The 18,377-nt window shown below is 62.9% G+C and carries 14 protein-coding genes; 6 read left to right on the top strand and 8 right to left on the bottom strand.

The features are described 5' to 3' along the window. Positions 1-94 precede the first annotated feature (94 nt). Complete coding sequence (locus tag ILFOPFJJ_RS22890) at positions 95-556, bottom strand: cobalamin biosynthesis protein (protein WP_173512850.1); 462 nt, start codon at positions 554-556, stop codon at positions 95-97. A gap of 420 nt (positions 557-976) precedes the next feature. Here ILFOPFJJ_RS22890 and ILFOPFJJ_RS22885 point away from each other — a divergent pair, with 420 nt between their 5' ends. The 3 genes from ILFOPFJJ_RS22885 (at position 977) to ILFOPFJJ_RS22875 (ending at position 3,653) form a co-directional block, all read left to right on the top strand. Then, positions 977-1,762 carry a TSUP family transporter gene (locus tag ILFOPFJJ_RS22885; RefSeq protein ID WP_173512849.1) on the top strand — a complete coding sequence of 262 codons (786 nt, stop codon included), beginning with the start codon at positions 977-979 and terminating at the stop codon, positions 1,760-1,762. Between the two features lie 401 nt (positions 1,763-2,163). Beyond that, on the top strand, positions 2,164-2,976 hold the full coding sequence (locus tag ILFOPFJJ_RS22880; protein WP_173512848.1) for a sterol desaturase family protein: 813 nt from the start codon (positions 2,164-2,166) through the stop codon (positions 2,974-2,976). Next, positions 2,976-3,653, top strand: a complete 678-nt coding sequence (locus ILFOPFJJ_RS22875) for a methyltransferase family protein (RefSeq protein WP_173512847.1) — start codon at positions 2,976-2,978, stop codon at positions 3,651-3,653. Before ILFOPFJJ_RS22880 ends, ILFOPFJJ_RS22875 begins: the two co-directional genes overlap by 1 nt. Before the next feature lie 83 nt (positions 3,654-3,736). Here the strand turns inward: ILFOPFJJ_RS22875 and ILFOPFJJ_RS22870 are convergent, their stop codons facing one another. From ILFOPFJJ_RS22870 to cobU, 5 genes are read right to left on the bottom strand one after another with little or no spacing between them, the layout of a single operon-like run. Beyond that, a complete protein-coding gene (locus ILFOPFJJ_RS22870; RefSeq protein ID WP_173512846.1) occupies positions 3,737-4,162 on the bottom strand; it encodes an EamA family transporter in 426 nt (141 codons plus the stop codon). After that, complete coding sequence (cobO, locus tag ILFOPFJJ_RS22865) at positions 4,162-4,806, bottom strand: cob(I)yrinic acid a,c-diamide adenosyltransferase (protein ID WP_173512845.1); 645 nt, start codon at positions 4,804-4,806, stop codon at positions 4,162-4,164. The genes ILFOPFJJ_RS22870 and cobO overlap by 1 nt, the downstream gene beginning before the upstream one ends. A 12-nt stretch (positions 4,807-4,818) precedes the next feature. Beyond that, positions 4,819-9,108: a cobaltochelatase subunit CobN gene (gene cobN / locus ILFOPFJJ_RS22860; protein ID WP_173512844.1), complete on the bottom strand. Its 4,290-nt coding sequence runs from the start codon at positions 9,106-9,108 to the stop codon at positions 4,819-4,821. Between the two features lie 11 nt (positions 9,109-9,119). Beyond that, positions 9,120-10,184 carry a cobalamin biosynthesis protein CobW gene (cobW, locus tag ILFOPFJJ_RS22855; RefSeq protein ID WP_173512843.1) on the bottom strand — a complete coding sequence of 355 codons (1,065 nt, stop codon included), beginning with the start codon at positions 10,182-10,184 and terminating at the stop codon, positions 9,120-9,122. A gap of 3 nt (positions 10,185-10,187) precedes the next feature. Beyond that, positions 10,188-10,715 carry a bifunctional adenosylcobinamide kinase/adenosylcobinamide-phosphate guanylyltransferase gene (gene cobU, locus ILFOPFJJ_RS22850; RefSeq protein ID WP_173512842.1) on the bottom strand — a complete coding sequence of 176 codons (528 nt, stop codon included), beginning with the start codon at positions 10,713-10,715 and terminating at the stop codon, positions 10,188-10,190. Between the two features lie 707 nt (positions 10,716-11,422). Here cobU and ILFOPFJJ_RS22845 point away from each other — a divergent pair. The 3 genes from ILFOPFJJ_RS22845 to ILFOPFJJ_RS22835 all read left to right on the top strand — a co-directional run bounded on the left by ILFOPFJJ_RS22845 (position 11,423) and on the right by ILFOPFJJ_RS22835 (position 14,710). After that, positions 11,423-12,265, top strand: coding sequence for a MurR/RpiR family transcriptional regulator (locus ILFOPFJJ_RS22845; RefSeq protein WP_173513327.1), 843 nt, complete (start codon positions 11,423-11,425; stop codon positions 12,263-12,265). Positions 12,266-12,590: 325 nt separating this feature from the next. Beyond that, positions 12,591-14,054: an MFS transporter gene (locus ILFOPFJJ_RS22840; RefSeq protein WP_173512841.1), complete on the top strand. Its 1,464-nt coding sequence runs from the start codon at positions 12,591-12,593 to the stop codon at positions 14,052-14,054. Further along, positions 14,051-14,710 carry an aspartate/glutamate racemase family protein gene (locus ILFOPFJJ_RS22835; RefSeq protein WP_173512840.1) on the top strand — a complete coding sequence of 220 codons (660 nt, stop codon included), beginning with the start codon at positions 14,051-14,053 and terminating at the stop codon, positions 14,708-14,710. Before ILFOPFJJ_RS22840 ends, ILFOPFJJ_RS22835 begins: the two co-directional genes overlap by 4 nt. Before the next feature lie 24 nt (positions 14,711-14,734). Here ILFOPFJJ_RS22835 and ILFOPFJJ_RS22830 read toward each other — a convergent pair whose 3' ends face one another. Together ILFOPFJJ_RS22830 and ILFOPFJJ_RS22825 are read right to left on the bottom strand one after the other, a co-directional pair. Then, positions 14,735-16,492 (bottom strand): adenylate/guanylate cyclase domain-containing protein, encoded by a 1,758-nt coding sequence (locus ILFOPFJJ_RS22830; protein ID WP_173512839.1) that lies wholly within the window; start codon positions 16,490-16,492, stop codon positions 14,735-14,737. Between the two features lie 128 nt (positions 16,493-16,620). Beyond that, positions 16,621-18,093 (bottom strand): cobyric acid synthase, encoded by a 1,473-nt coding sequence (locus ILFOPFJJ_RS22825; protein WP_173512838.1) that lies wholly within the window; start codon positions 18,091-18,093, stop codon positions 16,621-16,623. Between the last annotated feature and the right edge of the window lie 284 nt (positions 18,094-18,377).

The following is an 18,377-nucleotide window of genomic DNA, read 5'->3' as shown; positions in this document are numbered from 1 at the left end:
ACCCGCAAGGCAGGTAATTTATTTTCATAGAAATCGACGACAGAGAATTGAATCTGCTCATCAAAGGGCACCCGCCGATCACTGGACAACGCCATCAGGTGGCCCCCGCGCGCTTCGTCCGGATAGCAATCCTGCCGGCATCACGCGCGGGACCGGCGATTGCCGCCGTCGCGCGGGCCGAACGGATTTTCGGCACGATCAGAATTGCATCCAGACCTGCTCCGGCAAGTGCCGCGCCTTCCGCCACGCCGTGGCAGCCGGTATGGGCAAAAACGATCTCCGAGGGATTCTGCAATCGCGCCGCCTCCGCCTCCAGCGTCGCGGCGTCGAAGAAGCGCACAGGCACGGAAAAATGACGGCCGGCGGCATGGATCGCCGCCTCCTCGGCGCGGGCATCAAGCGAGGCGACAAGCTCAATCTCTTCCTTGCCGGCACCGACTTCGGCAAGCGCCCGTTCGGCAAGCGCGATCACTTCCTCAGGCGCGGCGTTCCGCTCGCAGCCGAGGCCAAGGACAAGCTTGGTGGTGGTGACGGTTGGTCCATTGACCGAAAGCATCTGCTGTGCGGCTCCCCTGCAGCGCCGCGCATCCGCCTCGATACGCAAGCTGCTCCTTGATTTGCTGCACGGCTTCCCGAGCCATCCGGGAATGCATGCAGCGGTCGGCGTTCCATACGAAGCGCCGGCCTGGGCAGATACCCGCACCGGTCTGGACAGCACCGGATCGGGCCCCCTGCATGGGTCGGCCGCACCGGACGCTCTTACAGTCCGCTCGAAACGGACGCCGTCGCATGATTGTCATTTTTACCGGAGCCCATCCGGCCGGTCAAACCGGATTGCGCCATCCACGTGTCGTAATCGGCGCGGAAGACTCTGCGTCTGCCTGAGCCGACGGACACCCTCACCCTTTGCATTTCCCCGCCAGCTCTGACACAAGGCGGAAACAACTCCGCTGCCACTCCGCTTCCCGAGCTTTCCGTGCACGATCTCGCCCTTCACATCCTGCTCTTCCTCTTCGCTGCCGCCTTCATTGCGGGATTCATCGATTCGATCGCCGGCGGCGGGGGGATGATCACCATTCCCGCCATGCTGATCGCGGGCATTCCGCCGCTCGAAACGCTCGGCACCAACAAGCTGCAATCGCTCTTCGGTTCGGGTTCCGCCAGCCTCGCCTATGCGCGATATGGCCATGTGAGCCTGAAGGAGCAGCTGCCGATGGCCGCAATGGCGGCGCTCGGCTCTGTCCTCGGCGCGCTGCTCGCGACGGTCGTTCCCGCCGACGCGCTCAAGGCCGTTCTGCCCTTTCTGCTCATTGCCATCGCCGTCTATTTCGGTTGCAAGCCCAACTTCGGCGAGGTCGAAAGGCACCACCGTATCTCGAAGTTCGCCTTCACCCTCACCTTCGTACCGCTCATCGGCTTTTATGACGGCGTCTTCGGTCCCGGCACCGGGTCCTTCTTCATGCTCGGCTTCATCACGCTCGGCGGCTTCGGTATCATCAAAGCGACCGCCCACACGAAGTTCCTGAACTTTGGCTCCAATCTCGGCGCCTTTTTCGTTTTCCTTGCCTATGGCGTGGTGCTCTGGAAGGTCGGCCTGACGATGGGCGCCGGTCAGTTCCTCGGCGCCCAGGTCGGCTCGCGCTTCGCGATGGCGAAGGGCGCGAAGATCATCAAGCCGCTGCTCGTCATCACCTCGATCGCGCTGGCGATCCGGCTGCTCGCCGACCCGGCGCATCCGCTACGGATCTGGCTCGGCATGTGAGGTCGCCCTCCAGACTCGCCGACCTCCGCCACCACTCGAGCGGTTAACTAATCCGAAAGGCTGAGCTTGCCGCGATTCGCGTGCCGTGGTTCTATTGCCTTCGAGTGGGGACTCAAAACGATGACCGAGGCTGGGGCGAGCTACTTTGCCGGGGGTTGTGTGATGCCCAGCATTGCTGCGGCTGGCGCCACCCCTGACGTGCTTTTTCTCCTCCGCATACGCCTTCTCCTCCGCATACGCCGTACCGCAGGGCTTCTCGCCTCTGCGGCACTGATGCTCGCTAGTTCAGCGTACTTCGGCTGGCACCACGTCGTGGACGCCTATCTATCTATCGCGGCGGTTCTTCTGTTCTCGAATTCTTTCTCTGCACACATCTTGAGACAAGCTCCGGGTCATCCGCGATGATGGAATTGCTAGGCCTGAAGTCGATCATGATCATCGCGCTGATTTTCATTCCTCTGGAGCGACTGCTTCCGCTTCATCCGGAACAGAAGGTGTTCCGCAGGCACTGGCTCAACGACGTGATCTACCTGTTCTTCAACGGAATCCTGATCAAACTCGGTTTGCTCCTTGTCGTTGGCTCGCTGATGATCGCCATACGGGTGATGATTCCGGAACAAGGCCTGCCGGCCTATGTGCAAGCGCAACCGATCTGGCTCCAGGCGATCGAGGTGATCCTGATCGCCGACTTGGGATTTTACCTCGCGCACCGAGCTTTCCACGCCGTTCCCTTGCTGTGGAAGTTCCACGCGATCCACCACAGCATTGAGGAAATGGACTGGCTTGCCGCACATCGCGTCCATCCGGTAGACCAGATCGCGACGATGACTGCCTCGCTTTTGCCGATATTTGCGCTTGGATTCTCGGGCTCCGCAGTCGCGATCTATGCCCTCCTCTACCAAGCGCAATCGCTGTTGATCCATTCAAACACGCGGATCAGTCTCGGCCCGTTGAAATGGCTGTTCGCCTCGCCGCAGTTCCACCACTGGCACCATGCGAACGAGCGCCAGGCATTTGACAAGAATTTCGCGGGGCAGTTGTCATTCATCGACGTGTTGGCGGGCACGCTCTACATGCCCTCGCGAATGCCGACTGCCTATGGCACCGATGAGCCGGTACCGCCACTTTATCACCAGCAACTCGCCTATCCGATCAAGATGCAAACACACCGAGCATCGACATCTGAGGCGCAAATCTCGGAGAAAGCACGCTGATGAGCGACAGGCTCGAAGACCTGATCGGCAAGGGTTTGATCATTGTCGTTTTCTTTTTCTTCGCCGTCCGACAGGGCGCGGCGATCATGGTGATGATCAACCATCGCGAGACCACCGATTATTGGGGGCTGGCTCTTACTTCGCGCGCCCTGGGCCTGCTGTTCCTTTGTATGGTCGTGTGTCTTACGTTGATCCGCCTGCCGTCGCGACGAAATGCAGAAGGCGCAGAGCCGCGGCTAAGTGCTCTCGCCGGCACATTCATCCTCATGATCATCCCTGTCTTACCCGGGGGCTCGATCGGACCAGGTCTGCTGCTCTTTTCCACTGTTCTTGTCGCAGTCGGATTCGCGCTGTCCATCTACTGCCTGTTTTGGCTCGGTCGCTCATTTTCCATAATGGCGACCGCGCGAGAATTGGTCACTGGCGGCCCCTACGCGATCGTTCGGCATCCGCTCTATGCCGCCGAAGCCGTCAGTGCAGTGGGCTTTCTGATCGCCAACTGGTCGCTTGCGGCATTCGTGGTTGGCGCAGCCCACTTCGCGTTCCAATTCCGGCGAATGTTCAATGAAGAACGGGTGTTGCGGGCTACCTTTTCCGATTATCCCGATTATGCCAGCAGGGTGCCTATGCTCATTCCGCGACTGTCGAGGCCGATCCCGGGAACAGAACGAGGGTGACGACGGTCCCAACCGTGGCGAGGATGGCCAAAATCATACAGTAATCCAAGTGATACAGCTCGCGTCTGATTAAGCGCGGGGCGTTAGAATACCGCGAGCAGCAACGCGCCGGCGGCAATCAGGCCGACGCCGAGCCAGTTCATCAGGTTGAGCTTCTCGCCGAGGAAAAGTACGCCGAACATGGCGACGAAGACGATCGAGAGCTTGTCGATCGGGGCGACGCGAGCGGCATCGCCGAGTTTCAGGGCGCGGAAATAAGCAAGCCAGGAGGCGCCGGTGGCAAGGCCGGAAAGGGCGAGAAACGACCATGTGCGCCCCGGAATCTCCGCAGGCTTTTGCCATTGCCCGGTCGCGGCGACGATGCCGACGAGCACCACGAGGATCACGACCGTGCGGACAAGTGTCGCGAAGTCGGAATTGACATTCGCGACACCGACCTTTGCGAAGATGGCAGTGAGCGCCGCGAACGCGGCTGAAAGCAACGCCCACAACTGCCAGCTTTGTGCCATCAGAATTCGACGCCCTTCTGCGCCTTGATTCCGGAGCGGAAGGGATGTTTGACGAGTTCCATCTCGGTTGCCAGATCGGCAATCTCGATCAGGTCCTCCTTGGCGTTGCGGCCGGTCAGGACCACATGCGTCATGTGCGGCTTTTCTTCCTTGAGGAAGCGCACGACCTCGGCGACGTCGATGTAATCATAACGCAGCGCGATGTTGATTTCATCGAGCAGCACCATGGAGTTGCGCTCGTCGCGGATCAGCTCCTTGGCCTTTTCCCAGGCCTTCTCAGCCATGGCCACGTCGCGGGCGCGATCCTGCGTTTCCCAGGTGAAGCCTTCGCCGAGCGTGTAGAACTGGCAGAGATCACCGAAATGCTTCTCGATCAGGTCGCGTTCGCCGGTGTGCATGGCGCCCTTGATGAACTGCACGACGGCGCAGGGCATGCCGTGGGCAATGTGGCGGAAGATCATGCCGAATCCGGCGGTCGATTTGCCCTTGCCCTTGCCGGTGTGGACGATGATCAGACCCTTTTCGTCCGTCTTCGTCGCCATGATCTTCTCGCGCGCGGTCTTCTTCTTCGCCATCTTCATGGCGTGGCGGGCTTCGTCCTTTTCCGGCGCAACTTCGCCGCTATTTACCGTTTCGTCGCTCATCGTGATCTCTCCCTATTCGTTTCCGGTACGCAGCCGACGGGCGGCAGCCTCTGCGGACAGGCTGTTCAGTTCAAAGCGCGCCGAGTTGGAGCGCGGATTCCACAGGCCGCGATCGATCGTTTCCAGGAAACGCTCCGCCATCTCGGCAAGCGCAGCCGGGTTCTTTTCCTGCAGGAAGGCAAGGACCTTTTCGTCGGCGATGAAGGCGCGGTAGGCGGCCTCGAAATGGTGGTCGCGTACAGCGCCGGTGGTCGCGGCGAAAGCGAACATGTAATCGACCGTCGCGGCGATCTCGAATGCGCCCTTGTAGCCGTGACGCATGACGCCGTCGATCCATTTCGGATTGACAACACGGGCGCGCACGACGCGGCCGATCTCCTCTTCCAGCGAGCGGATCACCGGCTTTTCCGGGCGCGAATGATCGTTGTGATAGATCGCCCGGCGCTGACCGCTAAGGTGCTCCGCCGCAGCACTCATGCCGCCCTCGAACTGGTAATAGTCGTCGCTGTCGAGCAGGTCGTGCTCGCGATTGTCCTGGTTCTGGATGACGGCCTCGATCGACCGCAGCCGCTCTTCGAAAAGCCCGCGCTCCGCTTTGCCGTCCTCGCCGGCGCCATAAGCATAGCCACCCCAGGTGAGATAGGCATCGGCGAGATCGGAGCGCTTGTCCCAGCCCTTCTCGTCGATCATCGCCTGCAGGCCGGCCCCGTAAGCACCCGGCTTGGCGCCGAAGACGCGATAGGAGGCGCGTCGCGCCGCTTCCTTCGGATCGACGCCCTTCTCTTGGAGTCGCCGCGTCTCGGCACGCATGCGCGCGGCGATCATGTTGTCGGCGTCGTCCTCTTCCAAGGCCCCAACGGCGCGGATCGCCTTGTCGAACAGTGCGATCTGCTCCGGGAAGGCGTCGCGGAAGAAACCGGAAATCCTGAGCGTGACATCGACACGCGGACGACCGAGCACCGCCAGCGGTACGATCTCGTAGCCAGTGACGCGGCGCGAGGCCATGTCCCAGACCGGCTTTGCGCCGATCAGCGCCAGCGCCTGGGCGATGTCGTCGCCGCCGGTGCGCATGTTGGACGTACCCCAGGCAGTGAGCCCGAATGAGGACGGCCATTCACCATGGTCCTGGAGGTAGCGGCGGATGAGCAATTCCGCAGATTTCTTGCCGAGCTCGTAAGCCGCTGGCGTCGGTACGGCGCGGCTGTCGACGGAATAGAAATTGCGGCCGGTCGGCAGCACGTCCGGACGGCCGCGCGTCGGCGCGCCGGACGGCCCGGGTGCCACGAAGCGGCCGTCGAGCCCGGTGAGCAGACCTTTGATTTCCGCTTCACCGGAATTCTCGATCGAGGGCTTCAGTCGCGCGTCGATCCCGTCAAGGACAGCACGGGTGGCTGGCCAGTCAGCGGGACAGGCGATCTCGCCGGACACCAGCTTCGCGGCGAGGAGTTCGATACGCTCGACGGTATCACCGGCGGTGCGCCAGGGTGCATCCGAGAGAGAGGCGAGGAGCGCGGGCATCGGGCCAGTCCACGGGGTGGACATGACGCAGTCGAGGGGGTCGAAAGGTTGGGGCTGTGGAGACGCACCCCCCTCTGCCCTGCCGGGCATCTCCCCCACAAGGGGGGAGATTGGCAGGTGGCGACCGTTCGGTTCCCCGGCGCTGCCGCCAATACGCGGTTGGTCTACGCTATCGCTAACAACTGCACCTTCTGCCGTCAGACCCGCCTGGGGTGACCGGGCCACGAGACTTGCATCGCGTTGCCGAGCCGGTGGGCTCGCCTCACGTTGCGGCGCCGCCGATGTAAGAGCGGACGCATCCCCGATCTCCCCCCTTGTGGGGGAGATGTCCGGCAGGACAGAGGGGGGGATTCGCGCCGAACCACCCAATCCCAAATCCGCCGCGATCGCCCGCTGCAAGCTTTGGTCACCGCCCTCGCCCAAGCCGCGCGGCACCCGCGCCAGTGCCACAGTGAGGTCGGTCAGCAAACGCCCTTCCGGCGCGACGCCGAAGATGTGCAGCCCGTCGCGGATCTGCATTTCCTTCAAGTCGCAGAGATAGGCGTCGAGCTTTTCCAGCGCTTTGTCGTCGCTGTCGGCCTTTTCGATGCCGGCATCATGATCGAGTCCGATGTCGCGGACGAGGTCGAGGATCTGTCGGCTCAGGAGCCGAAGCCGCCGCGGGTCGCCGCCTGCCGCCTCGTAATATTCGTCGACCAGCGCTTCCAGGTCCTTCAGCGGCCCATAGGACTCCGCCCGCGTCAAAGGTGGTGTCAGATGATCTATGATGACGGCGCTGGTGCGGCGCTTCGCCTGCGTACCCTCGCCCGGATCGTTGACGATGAAGGGATAGAGATGCGGCGTCGGGCCGAACACCGCCTCGGGATAGCAATTCTCCGAAAGTGCCAGCGCCTTGCCCGGCAACCATTCGAGATTGCCGTGCTTGCCCATGTGGATGATGGCGTCGGCTTTGACGACCTGTCGCAGGAAAGCATAAAAGGCGAGATAGCCGTGCGGCGGCACGAGGTCCGGCGCATGATAGGTTTCCTTCGGATCGATGTTATAGCCGCGCGCCGGCTGGATGCCGACAAGCACGTCGCCGAAGCGCGCGAGCGGCAGCGCGAAGGCGCCGTCGAGAAAGAAGGGATCGGCTTCCGGTTCGCCCCAGCGCGCCGTCACCTCGTCCTGGATCTGCTTCGGAAGAGAGGCGAGAAAATCCTTGTATTGATTGAGCGAAATGACCTCGCGGATTTCGCGGTCGCGGCTCGCCGCATTGGTCGGCCCAGCCATGAGGAAACGTATCAGCGCATCGCCGTCCTGGGGAAGGTCATCGACCGGATAGCCTTCCGCGGCCATCGCCTTCAGCACTTCAATGGTACCGGCCGGCGTATCGAGGCCGACGCCGTTGCCGAGGCGGCCGTCGCGGTTCGGGTAATTGGCCATGACGATGGCAATGCGGCGTGCCTCGGGCTTTGCCCGGCGCAGCCGCGCCCAATTGGCGGCAAGCCGCGCGGCAAAGCGGACGCGATCCAAAAGCGGTTCGTGCCCAACGATGTTCGCTTCCACGGCCGGGTCGTAGACAGACGCCGCCTTGAACGAGACGGCGCGGGAGAGAATGCGGCCGTCCACCTCCGGCAGGGCGACGTTCATGCCGAGATCACGCGCCATCAGCCCCTGCGCCGAGGCCTCCCAGGCGGCGCGCGAGGAACCGGAAAAGATCACCTGCAGGACTGGCGCGCCGGTCGATTCGAGCACCGTCGGCTGACGATCGGCACCGGGCGCGGAGACGGCAAAGCCGGTGGCGTTCATCACCACGTCCGGAGCGGATTCAGCGAAGATCGCCTGCAGCGTACCGATCGACACCTGATCCTTGAGGCTCGAGACGAAGACCGGCAGCGCCCGCATGCCTTCGGCCGCAAGCGCCTCGATCAAGGCTTCGACGGGCTTGGTTTCGCCGCTTTGCACGAGGGCGCGGTAGAAGCAGATGGCGACGGTGGGTTCGGCTTCCTTATTCCCCTCCGTCGTGGTCGCTGTACCCCCCTCTGTCCTGCCGGACATCTCCCCCACAAGGGGGGAGACCACGGAGGTAACCGCCTGCGTTTCGGCGGCTACTGGGTTGGAGGGCCGCCCATTAGTCGGTGAAACGGGGGCCGCCCGCGGGTCAATCTCCCCCCTTGTGGGGGAGATGTCCGGCAGGACAGAGGGGGGTGTTCCCGGCAACCCCGCAATCGCGCGCCACCGCTCGACACCGATCACCCCTTCGCCCGGCCACCAGATGCCCGCTTTCAAAAGCGGCCTTGCCGGCTGCGGCTTCTCGCAACCGGCAATCAGTGCTTCGGCATAGTCGAGGAAGAGGCCGGCATTGTCGGCGCCGCCTTCGGTGAAATAGGCCCAGAGGCGCTCCCGGTCCTCCGCCGACACCGTCGAAAACGGGTCGAGGCCTGGATCCGGCTTGTCATCGCCGGGAAGCACCGCGATCTGGAACTTGCCCATCACCGCTGCCGCGTGCAGTGCCTCGAGCACGTAGCGGAAATAGCTGGCGCCGCCGAGCGGGCGGACAACGATGAGCTTCGCATGCCGCGCCGTACGGTCGACATAGGTGTCGACCGACATCGGATGCATCAGGTTCATCAGGCTGGCGATGCGCAGCGTTCTCGCCCTCGTCCGCCGCCCGTAGGCCGCGGCAATCGAGGCAAGCTCGGTGTCGGCGGCCGAGAGGAACAGGACGTCGGCCGGGCTTTGCCCGAGATCGATCGCCTCGTTGCCATCGGCGATCGTGCCTTTCTGGGCGAGAAGCAGATGCATTTTCTACCCGATCACACCAGCGCCGAGATCGCGGCGCGTACGGCGGCCTCGTCCATGTCGTGGAGGCCGATGACGACGAGGCGCGTGCCGCGTGCCTCGCCGGCCGCCCAGGCCCGGTCGTAATACTGGTCGATGCGGCTGCCGACCGCCTGGATCAGGAGGCGCATGGGCTTTCCGGGGACGTCGGCGAAGCCCTTGAGGCGCAGCACATCGTGCTCCGCGATCACGCTCTTCAGCCGGTCGTTGAAAGCGGCCGGATCGGCGATCGCGCCGAGCTCGACGACGAAGCTGTCGAACTCGTCGTGGTCGTGCTCTTCGCCGGCCTCATGCTCCATCTCGTGATGCGACTTGCGGTTGGCGATCTCCCCTTCGGTGCCGACGCCGAGGCCGAGCAGGATGGCGGCGGCCACCTCGCCGTTCTTCGCCTCAATCATCGTCGGCTTGCGGCTGATGCGGGAAGCCACCTCGTCGCGCACCGACTTCAGGCCCGAGGCGTCGATCAGGTCGGTCTTGTTGAGAACGATGAGATCGGCGGCCGTCAACTGGTCCTCGAAGAGTTCTTCAAGCGGGCTCTCATGGTCGAGATTGTCGTCGTTGACGCGCAACGCATCGACCTTGTCGTGGTCGTCCGCAAAGCGGCCGGCGGCAACCGCGGCGCTATCGACGACGGTCACAACGCCGTCGACCGTCACTTCGCTGCGGATATCCGGCCAGTTGAAGGCGGCAACCAGCGGCTGCGGCAGCGCAAGGCCCGAAGTTTCGATGACGATATGGTCGGGCCGGTTCTCGCGTTCGAGCAGCTTCGTCATGGTCGGAATGAAATCATCCGCAACGGTGCAGCAGATGCAGCCATTGGTGAGCTCTATGATGTCTTCCTCGGAGCAGGCGTCTGCGCCGCAGCCCTTGAGGACATCGCCGTCGACGCCGAGATCGCCGAACTCGTTGATGATCAGCGCAATGCGCTTGCCGTCTGCATTCTGCAGCAGATTGCGGATCATCGTCGTCTTGCCGGCGCCGAGGAAGCCGGTGATGACGGTAGCCGGGATCTTGCCCTGCTGGGCCTTAGCGAGTGTCATGGATCAACCCTTCATTTTCAGCGGCAGTCCGGCCGCGACAAAGTAAACTTCGGCGGATTTCTCCGCGACGATCTGGTGGAGGCGGCCGGCATGGTCGCGGAAATCGCGCGCCATCCGGTTTTCCGGAACGATGCCAAGGCCGACCTCATTGGAAACGAAGACGAGGCGCGCCCGCGCCTCGGGCAAGAAGGCGGCGAGCGCGGCGAATTCCGCCGCCATGTCGCGCTCTTCCATCATCAGGTTGGTGACCCAGAGCGTCAGGCAATCGACGAGGATCGCGCCTGCCGGATCGTCGATGCGGCGAAGCAATCCCACGACGTCGACCGGCTCCTCATGGGTCGTCCAGCCCTTGCCGCGCCGCGTGTCCTGGTGGTGGCGGATGCGATCGCGCATCTCGTCGTCCCAGGCTCGTCCGGTCGCGACGTAATGCATCGGCAGCCCGGAGGCTTCGGCGAGCTTTTCCGCGAAAGAGGATTTGCCGGAGCGGGCGCCGCCAAGCACGAGAATCGGCCCGGCACTGGAAATGGACATTCGGCCAGCCTCAGTTCACTGACGGCTTCGACCGGAAATGGGCGGACAACACGCCTGTCGCGCGTTCAAAAGACAAATTGTAAGCCACGACAACCTCCGTGCTGGCATCGGGGATTGATCTCCCCTGCGGGCGGAATGCCCTGACGGATGGCAGGTCTCCTGGCTCACGGCGTCACGGCTTCAAAGCAACGTGCGTTCAACGATTGCTGAACACAAGCCGCCAAAAAGCCGAACGGGTCCGCCTCGCCTTCCCGGCATATGCAGCATCGTGAAAGGCGGACGATTCGTAGAAGAAGAGGCGTCCAGCCCGGCTGATCACGATGCCATGCCAGTGGCTTTTCCGGCCTGAAAGTCCAATCCCGCGAAACTGCCCCATGCAGCGCGTCAGGAAAAGGTGACAGACCCGATGGCGAACCCTGACCGTTCTACAGTCGCGGGGTCGGCTGCGATAAGGGCGCCCGGTTTGGGTCCGCCCCGTCACATTCCCATTTACTCCCCCGCTCCGCTCCGGCGCGGGGGAACCATCCTTTATCGTTAATTATGAAGCGGAACCCGCAAAGTCAATCGACCGGCTGCGACATGGGCCGCCCCGAAATACGCCAGCAACCATAACCGACAACCGGAAGCCGAGTTTCACCGCGTCGCTATTGCCAAGGACGCGTGGAAATCGGACATTCCCATGAAACGAGAATTTCATGGAATCAATGATGAACGCCAAGGAAAGATCCTTTCTCACCCGCGTGCGCGACGTTCTGCCGGAGCTCCATCCGGCGGAGCGGCGCCTGGGCGACTTCGTCTGCGATTTTCCGGGCGAGATCGCCAGCTATTCGGCGCAGGAACTCGCAGCACTTGCGCATGTGTCGAAAGCCACCGTCTCGCGCTTCATCCAGCGCCTCGGTTATGAGAACTACGAGGCGGCACGCCGGCACGCGCGCGCGGACAAGCAAACCGGATCGCGGCTTTTCCTGGCGACTGCCACCGATTCAGCCGGCGAACAATCGGTTGCCGCGCATGTGGCGCAAGGCGTCGCCAATCTCGAAGCGACATTCCTCGCTATAGCGGAGAGCCAGATAAACGCCGCGTCGGAAGCAATCTTAAAGGCCCGCAAGGTCTGGGTCATCGGCTTTCGCGCCAGCCATTCCTTCGCCACTTATCTTCAATGGCAGTTGACGCAGGTCATCGAGAACATCGCGGCCATTCCGGGCGGCGGGCAAACGATGGGCGAACATCTCGTCAGCTTCTCGGACGACGACGTCATCATCGTCTTCGGCTTGCGCCGTCGCATCGCGCTGATGGATAGCCTGCTCGCACAAGTGGAGAAATCCGGCGCCAAGCTGCTGTACATCACCGATGAAGGCGTGCCTTTTCTCAGCCAGGCCGAGTGGCATTTCCGCTGCCAGACGCTGGCGCCGGGGCCGCTCTTCAACCATGTCTCGGTCATGGCGCTCTGCCATCTGCTCACGACCCGCTGCATCGAGGTCGCCGGCGTCGCCGGTCGAAACCGCCTGCGTGGCATCGAGGCGCTGAACGACGCGCTCGAAGAACTCTGATCGCCCTTTGGGCACCTGCCTGAAATTGCAGAACATTATTTAATCACAAGAAACGGCAGTTTCACGCGCAAGAATTTCGAAGTTCTGGTGGTAGATGCTTGATCTCCCACGTGAAATCCGATTTTCACAAATATTGGCATGAAACCTGCCTTCCCGTTGGTGTCCAGGAAGATGATCGCAGCGCATAGCATCCGTATGTCTTTGTTACGGTTCGGCAAATGCAAATCACCTTCCACCGGGCAAAATCCGTTATGAAATCCTCGTTTCATGCTGTAGACTTATGAAACTGAGTTTTCACGTTGTTAGCCAACAAGGGGAACAAACCATGGCAGCGGAAAATATGGTGCAGTCCGGCGGGAGCTCGCCGGTTATACGGCAACTGGAATCGGCTTTCACGAAAATCGGTGTGACGGGAGCGCACAAGCAAATCCTCGCTCTCGTGCTGATTGGCTGCCTGTTCGACAGCTTCGAACAGAATACCATCGGCGTCGCCGGCCCCATCCTGAAGGAGCATTGGGGGCTCACCGGCACCGATATCGGCTTTCTCAACACGATCACCTTCGGCAGCGCCGCGCTCGGCCGGTTGCTGTCGGGCATACTCGGCGACCGGTATGGCCGGCGGGTGATGCTGACGATCAACCTTCTGCTTTTCACCATCGGTTCGGCCGCCTGCGCGCTCGCGCCGAATTTCGCGACGCTCTGCTTCGCTCGCGCGATCGTCGGCTTCGGCGTCGGCGGTGAGATCTCCACTGCGGTGACGATGCTGTCGGAATTCTGCTCACCAAAATTCCGCGGCACCGCGGCGGGTCTCGTCAATGTCGGCGCCGGCGGCTTCGGCAATTTCCTCGCCCCGGCGTTCGGTCTGCTGATCTTTACGCTGTTCCCGGGCGAGAACAGCTGGCGCTGGCTGTTCGCCGCGCTTGCCCTGCCCGCGCTGCTCGTCGTCTTCTACCGTCGCTTTGTCCCGGAGACGCCGCGCTTCCTCGCATCGAAAAACAAGATCAACGAGGCAAACAAGGTCCTGTCCATTCTTGCCTCCGGATCGCTTCGGCCCCGGAATCTCGTCGTCCAGGAATATCTGACGAAAGACCACATCCAGGACGAGGCTCCGCAGAAAAGCGACTGGAAGGAACTCTTCCGGGCTCCGTTCCTTGGGCGGACCATCCCGGTGGCGATCGCGATCCTGATGAGCTACGGCGCCCAGCTCTCCGTGCTGACGCTGATGCCGGTCATTTTCGTTTCGATGGGATATACGCTCTCCGGAAGCCTGCTCTACAGCATGATCATCCAGAGCGGCAGCGTGCTCGGCGCCATCGCCGCCTCTACCTTCGGCTATTACTTCCCGCGCAAGAAAGTGCTGACGCTTGGCGCCGTATTTGCCTGCCTGGCAGCGATCTCGATCGCCTATCTCGGCACCAATATCTACCTCGTCCTGCTGTTTGGCGCCATCTTCCAGTTCTTTGTCCTGCTGCTCAACACGTCGATCTGGATCTACGCGCCAGAGCTTTACCCGACGCGCATCCGCGCCTTCGGCGTGGCCCTCATCCTCGCAACAGGGTCGGCGGCCGGCTCCTTCGTGCCGACGATTTCCGGCGCACTGTTCGACAGCTACGGCATGGTCGGCGTCTTCGCTCTGGCGGCGGCGATGTATGCGGTCTTCGCCTTCTGCATACAGCTCGGTCCGGAAACCTACGGCATGTCGATGGAAGATCTTCAGCAACCGGCCGAAGCGGAGCAGCCCAAGGCTGCCCAGCAGCAGGTCCGCGTCGGAGTGGAACTGAGAACGTGACCTCGCACATCCTCCTGATCAACCCCAACAGCTCGCGCGCGACAAGCGACATGATGGTCTCCATCGCGCGCAAGGCTGCAACCGGGCGCTTGGCCGTGGCAATTGCCACGGCTGAGCGCACCCCCCCGATGATCGTGACCCCTGAGCAGTTGAAGGCGTCCGCCGCCGAGGTCGTCGAGATCGGCTCAAAACACGATCCCGCTTGCCTCGGCATCATCGTCAGCGCCTTCGGCGATCCGGGACTAGCTTCGCTTCGGGAAAGCGTCGACATTCCCGTCGTCGGAATCTGCGAAGCGTCGATGATCGAAGCTTCGCGTGCCCGGCGGCGGTTCGGCGTCGCCACCACGACACCGGACCTCCTGGAGGCGATCGGAGATCGGGCCCGCGACCTCGGCGTCGCACATCTCTATACTGGCATCCGCTGCACGGCTGGCGATCCTGTCGCCCTCGCCGCCGACGAAGCACTGCTCAGGCAATCGCTTGCCGAGGCAGTCCGCGCCTGCATCGAAATCGACGGCGCCGAAGCCGTCATCATCGGTGGCGGCCCGCTCGGACAGGCGGCCGAGCAATTGCAACCGCTTTTCGAAACACCGATCATCGCCCCCATCCCCTGCGCTATCGAGCGCGTGTTCGACCTACTGCAGGTGAACGTCTGAGGGCGCGTCCGACAGCACAGTAGCCTAAGCAATGACCGGCAAGCCGGCCTTGCGCAGCCCCTCGATGAAATGCGCATAATGCTCCCGCTCGACATAGGGCGTGAGTATCCGCCAGTAGTGGGCGAGGTCGGCGGGAATGCTGGCGGTGATCTCGGGGATGAGTTCGCGCGCCTCCTCCTCACGGGCAAGCTGGCCGAGGCTCGCAAGCAGCACCACCCGGTTGAAATAAGCGCGGCGAAGCGAAACGCCGCGCTCCGAATAATGCCGGGCTTCCTCGTAGTTCCCGAGGTGATAGTGAGCGAGGGCGATCCTGTCGAGGAACAGGTATGTCAGCGGGTCATGCGGACTGAGCCGCAGCGCCATGTGGAGCGGATCGAGTGCCTCGGCGAAATGTCCGGTGAATATCCGCGCCCAGCCGAGCGCCATATGCGCCAACGCCAGGTTCGGATTGAGGTCGATCGCGCGCTGCGCCTCTTCGACGGCCGCGGGCGCGCGCTGTGCGGCGAAATGGGCAAGGCACACGGCATAGTGCGAATAGGGGTCGCGCTCCTCAAGCGCCACGGCGCGCTCGGCAGCCGCGTAGAGTTCGGCGCTGTCGCGGTCGACATCGTCGCTGAAGCCGTGGAAGCAGCGCGCATAGAGCGAGCGGGCAAGCATCATGTGCGCGCGGCCGAAATCGGGATCGAGGGCGATCGCCCGCCGATGCCAGACGATCGCTTCCTTGAAGTGCTCGGCTGTGTCCTGGGCATTGTGCAGCCACGTGCCGCGCATGTGACATTCATAGGCGTCGAGATTATGGGTGGAGTTGAGCAAGGCGCGCCGGCTCTCGCCGATGAGGATTTCCGGCTCAATGGCGCCGACGACGTTCTGGGTGAGTTCGTCCTGGATGGCGAAGATATCCGCAAGTTCGCGGTCGTAGCGCTGGGCCCAGAGATGGACGCCCGTCTCGGCCTCGATGAGCTGGCCGGTCACGCGCAGGCGCGTGCCCGCGCGGCGCACGCTGCCTTCGACGATGTAGCGCACGCCGAGATCGCGGCCGACCTGCTTCACGTCGACGGCGTGGCCCTTGTAGGCGAAGGAGGAATTCCGCGCGATGACGAAGAACCAGCGATAAAGCGAAAGCGCGGTGATGATGTCCTCGGTCAGCCCATCGGCAAAATACTCCTGCTCCGGGTCCCCGGACATGTTGACGAAGGGAAGGACGACGATGGAGGGCTTGTCGGGAAGGTGGAGCGGTCCGCCGAGCACACCGGCCTCAACCGGATCCTCGCGACGCCAGTCGACCCTGTGGACCGGCACGGGACGCGGGATGTTCTTCAGGCTGCGGTCGCCGAGATGGACCATCGGGAAATCGAGCTTGCCCTCGATCTGATCATGAAGCGTGCCCGAGACGCAGATTCCGCCCGGCAGCGCGACCTCCTGGAGCCGCGCCGCCACGTTGACGCCGTCGCCGAGAAGATTGTCGCCTTCCACGACGACATCGCCAAGGTTGAGACCGATGCGGAACTCCATCCTCTGATCGGGACTGAGATCGGCATTGCGGCGATGCAGCGCCCGCTGGATCGCGACCGCGGCCCGCACGGCCTGCACGGCACTGTGGAACTCCGCCCCGACGCTGTCGCCGGCCGATCCGAATATGCGCCCACCATGCTCTGCGACGAGATCGCCGATCGTGGCGTTGTAAGTGCTGAGCGTCGCAAGCGCGCCTTCCTCGTCGACAGCGACGAACCGGCTGTAACCAGCGACGTCGGCGGCAAGGATCACTGCGAGCTTCCGTTCCACGGGGGCAGCCGCTCCTGCGGCATCTGGCCAGAACATTTTAAGCGTAGCTTAAATGCGGAATCCGGAGAAGCAACAAATTGGCACCGCCGGGCGCCGGGTGCCGGTGGCTTCCGCGCTTCGCCACGGCCTCATTCGGTCTTGCACTCGCCGCCGAGCAGCCGGTCGAGCCAGGCGGGATCGAGCACGGCTTCGAGTTCACCGGCGATATCGTCGAGCGCCGCATCGACGGACTGGCGGTAGTTGCCTCCACCGCCTTCGATGCCGAAGCTTCTGAGCAGCGCGGTCCGATAGGCGTCGCTGCCGAAGAGCCCGTGCAGATAGGTGCCCATCACCTTGCCGTCGGCGGACATAGCCCCGTCACGGCGGTCGTCGATCGAAACCGGCGCGCGATCGCAATCGGCGCCCGCAGTCTTGCCGAGGTGGATCTCGTAGCCATCGAGCGCCACGTCGTGCTCCAGCGACCAGGCGCGGCTGTTGCGCACGGTCTTTTCCGGCGCCATCTCGGTTTCGACGGAAAGCAGGCCGAGACCGGCGATCTCGCGTTCGCTGCCTTCGATGCCGAGCGGATCGGTGACGCGCGCACCCAACATCTGGTAGCCACCGCAAATTCCGATCACCCGACCGCCGCGCCGCACGTGGCGTTCGAGGTCGCGATCCCAGCCCTCGGCGCGAAAATCCTTGAGGTCTGAAATCGTCGATTTGGACCCGGGGATGACGACGAGCCCGGCATCGTCGGGAAGCGGTGTGCCGGGGCGAACGAAAACGAGGTCGACCTCCGGCTCTGCTCTCAGCGGATCGAGATCGTCGAAATTGGCGATCCGCGACAGCACCGGCACCGCGACCTTCAGCGCCTTGCCGCCGCCGCGCGCGAGCTTTTCGAGCACCACCGAATCCTCGGCAGGCAGCCGGGCCGCACTTTTCAGCCAGGGCACGACGCCGAAGCAGGGCCAGCCGGTGAAGCGGTGAACGGCCGCAATGCCATCGTCGAAAAGCGTCACGTCACCACGGAACTTGTTGATGAGATAGCCGCCGACCATGCGCCGGTCCTCTTCCGGCAGGATCGCGTGCGTGCCGACCAGCGAGGCGATGACGCCGCCGCGGTCGATGTCGCCGACAAGCACCACCGGCACGCCCGCCCGCGTGGCAAAGCCCATATTGGCGATGTCGCCGGCCCTGAGGTTAATTTCCGCTGGCGACCCGGCGCCTTCGACGATGACGAGATCGGCCCCGGCGGAGACCAGTTCGAAACTCTCCATAACGGCGCCGAGCAGCTTCGGCTTTAGCGCCTGGTATTCCCTGCCCTTCGCCTGGCCTGCCACTCTGCCCTGGAGGATGATCTGGCTGCCGACGTCCGACTGCGGCTTCAAAAGCACCGGGTTCATGTGAACAGAAGACGGCACCCGCGCGGCCAGCGATTGCAGCCATTGCGCCCGGCCGATCTCGCCGCCGTCATCGGAAACCGCGGCGTTGTTCGACATATTCTGCGGCTTGAATGGCCTGACCTTCAATCCGCGATTGGCGGCGAGCCGGCAGAGCCCAGCCACCAATACCGATTTTCCGACATCCGAGCCGGTCCCCTGCAGCATGATTTTCTGTATCATGCGACCTCCCGTAACATCGAAACCATCGCCGGCAAAGGCCCGTTTTCGACGGGATTCAACCTCATTTCGCCATTCGCGATCACGGCCCGTTTCGGCCACTCACGAACGTTGTTCGAAATCGCGACAGGACTAGCGGAATTGCGACATGCGATGGCGACATTGGCATTTAAATTCCACCCGCTCGCGCCTATATCAGCGGCATCGAAACAACCCCGGGCGAAGCCCCGGACTCCCAAGGTAGAAAAGTCATGCTGTTCGTCTTCAGCAAACCCAACTTCGTTCAG

The organism is Sinorhizobium psoraleae, from assembly GCF_013283645.1.
GTDB lineage: Bacteria > Pseudomonadota > Alphaproteobacteria > Rhizobiales > Rhizobiaceae > Sinorhizobium > Sinorhizobium psoraleae.
This window is presented reverse-complemented; position numbering and strand designations above follow the sequence as displayed.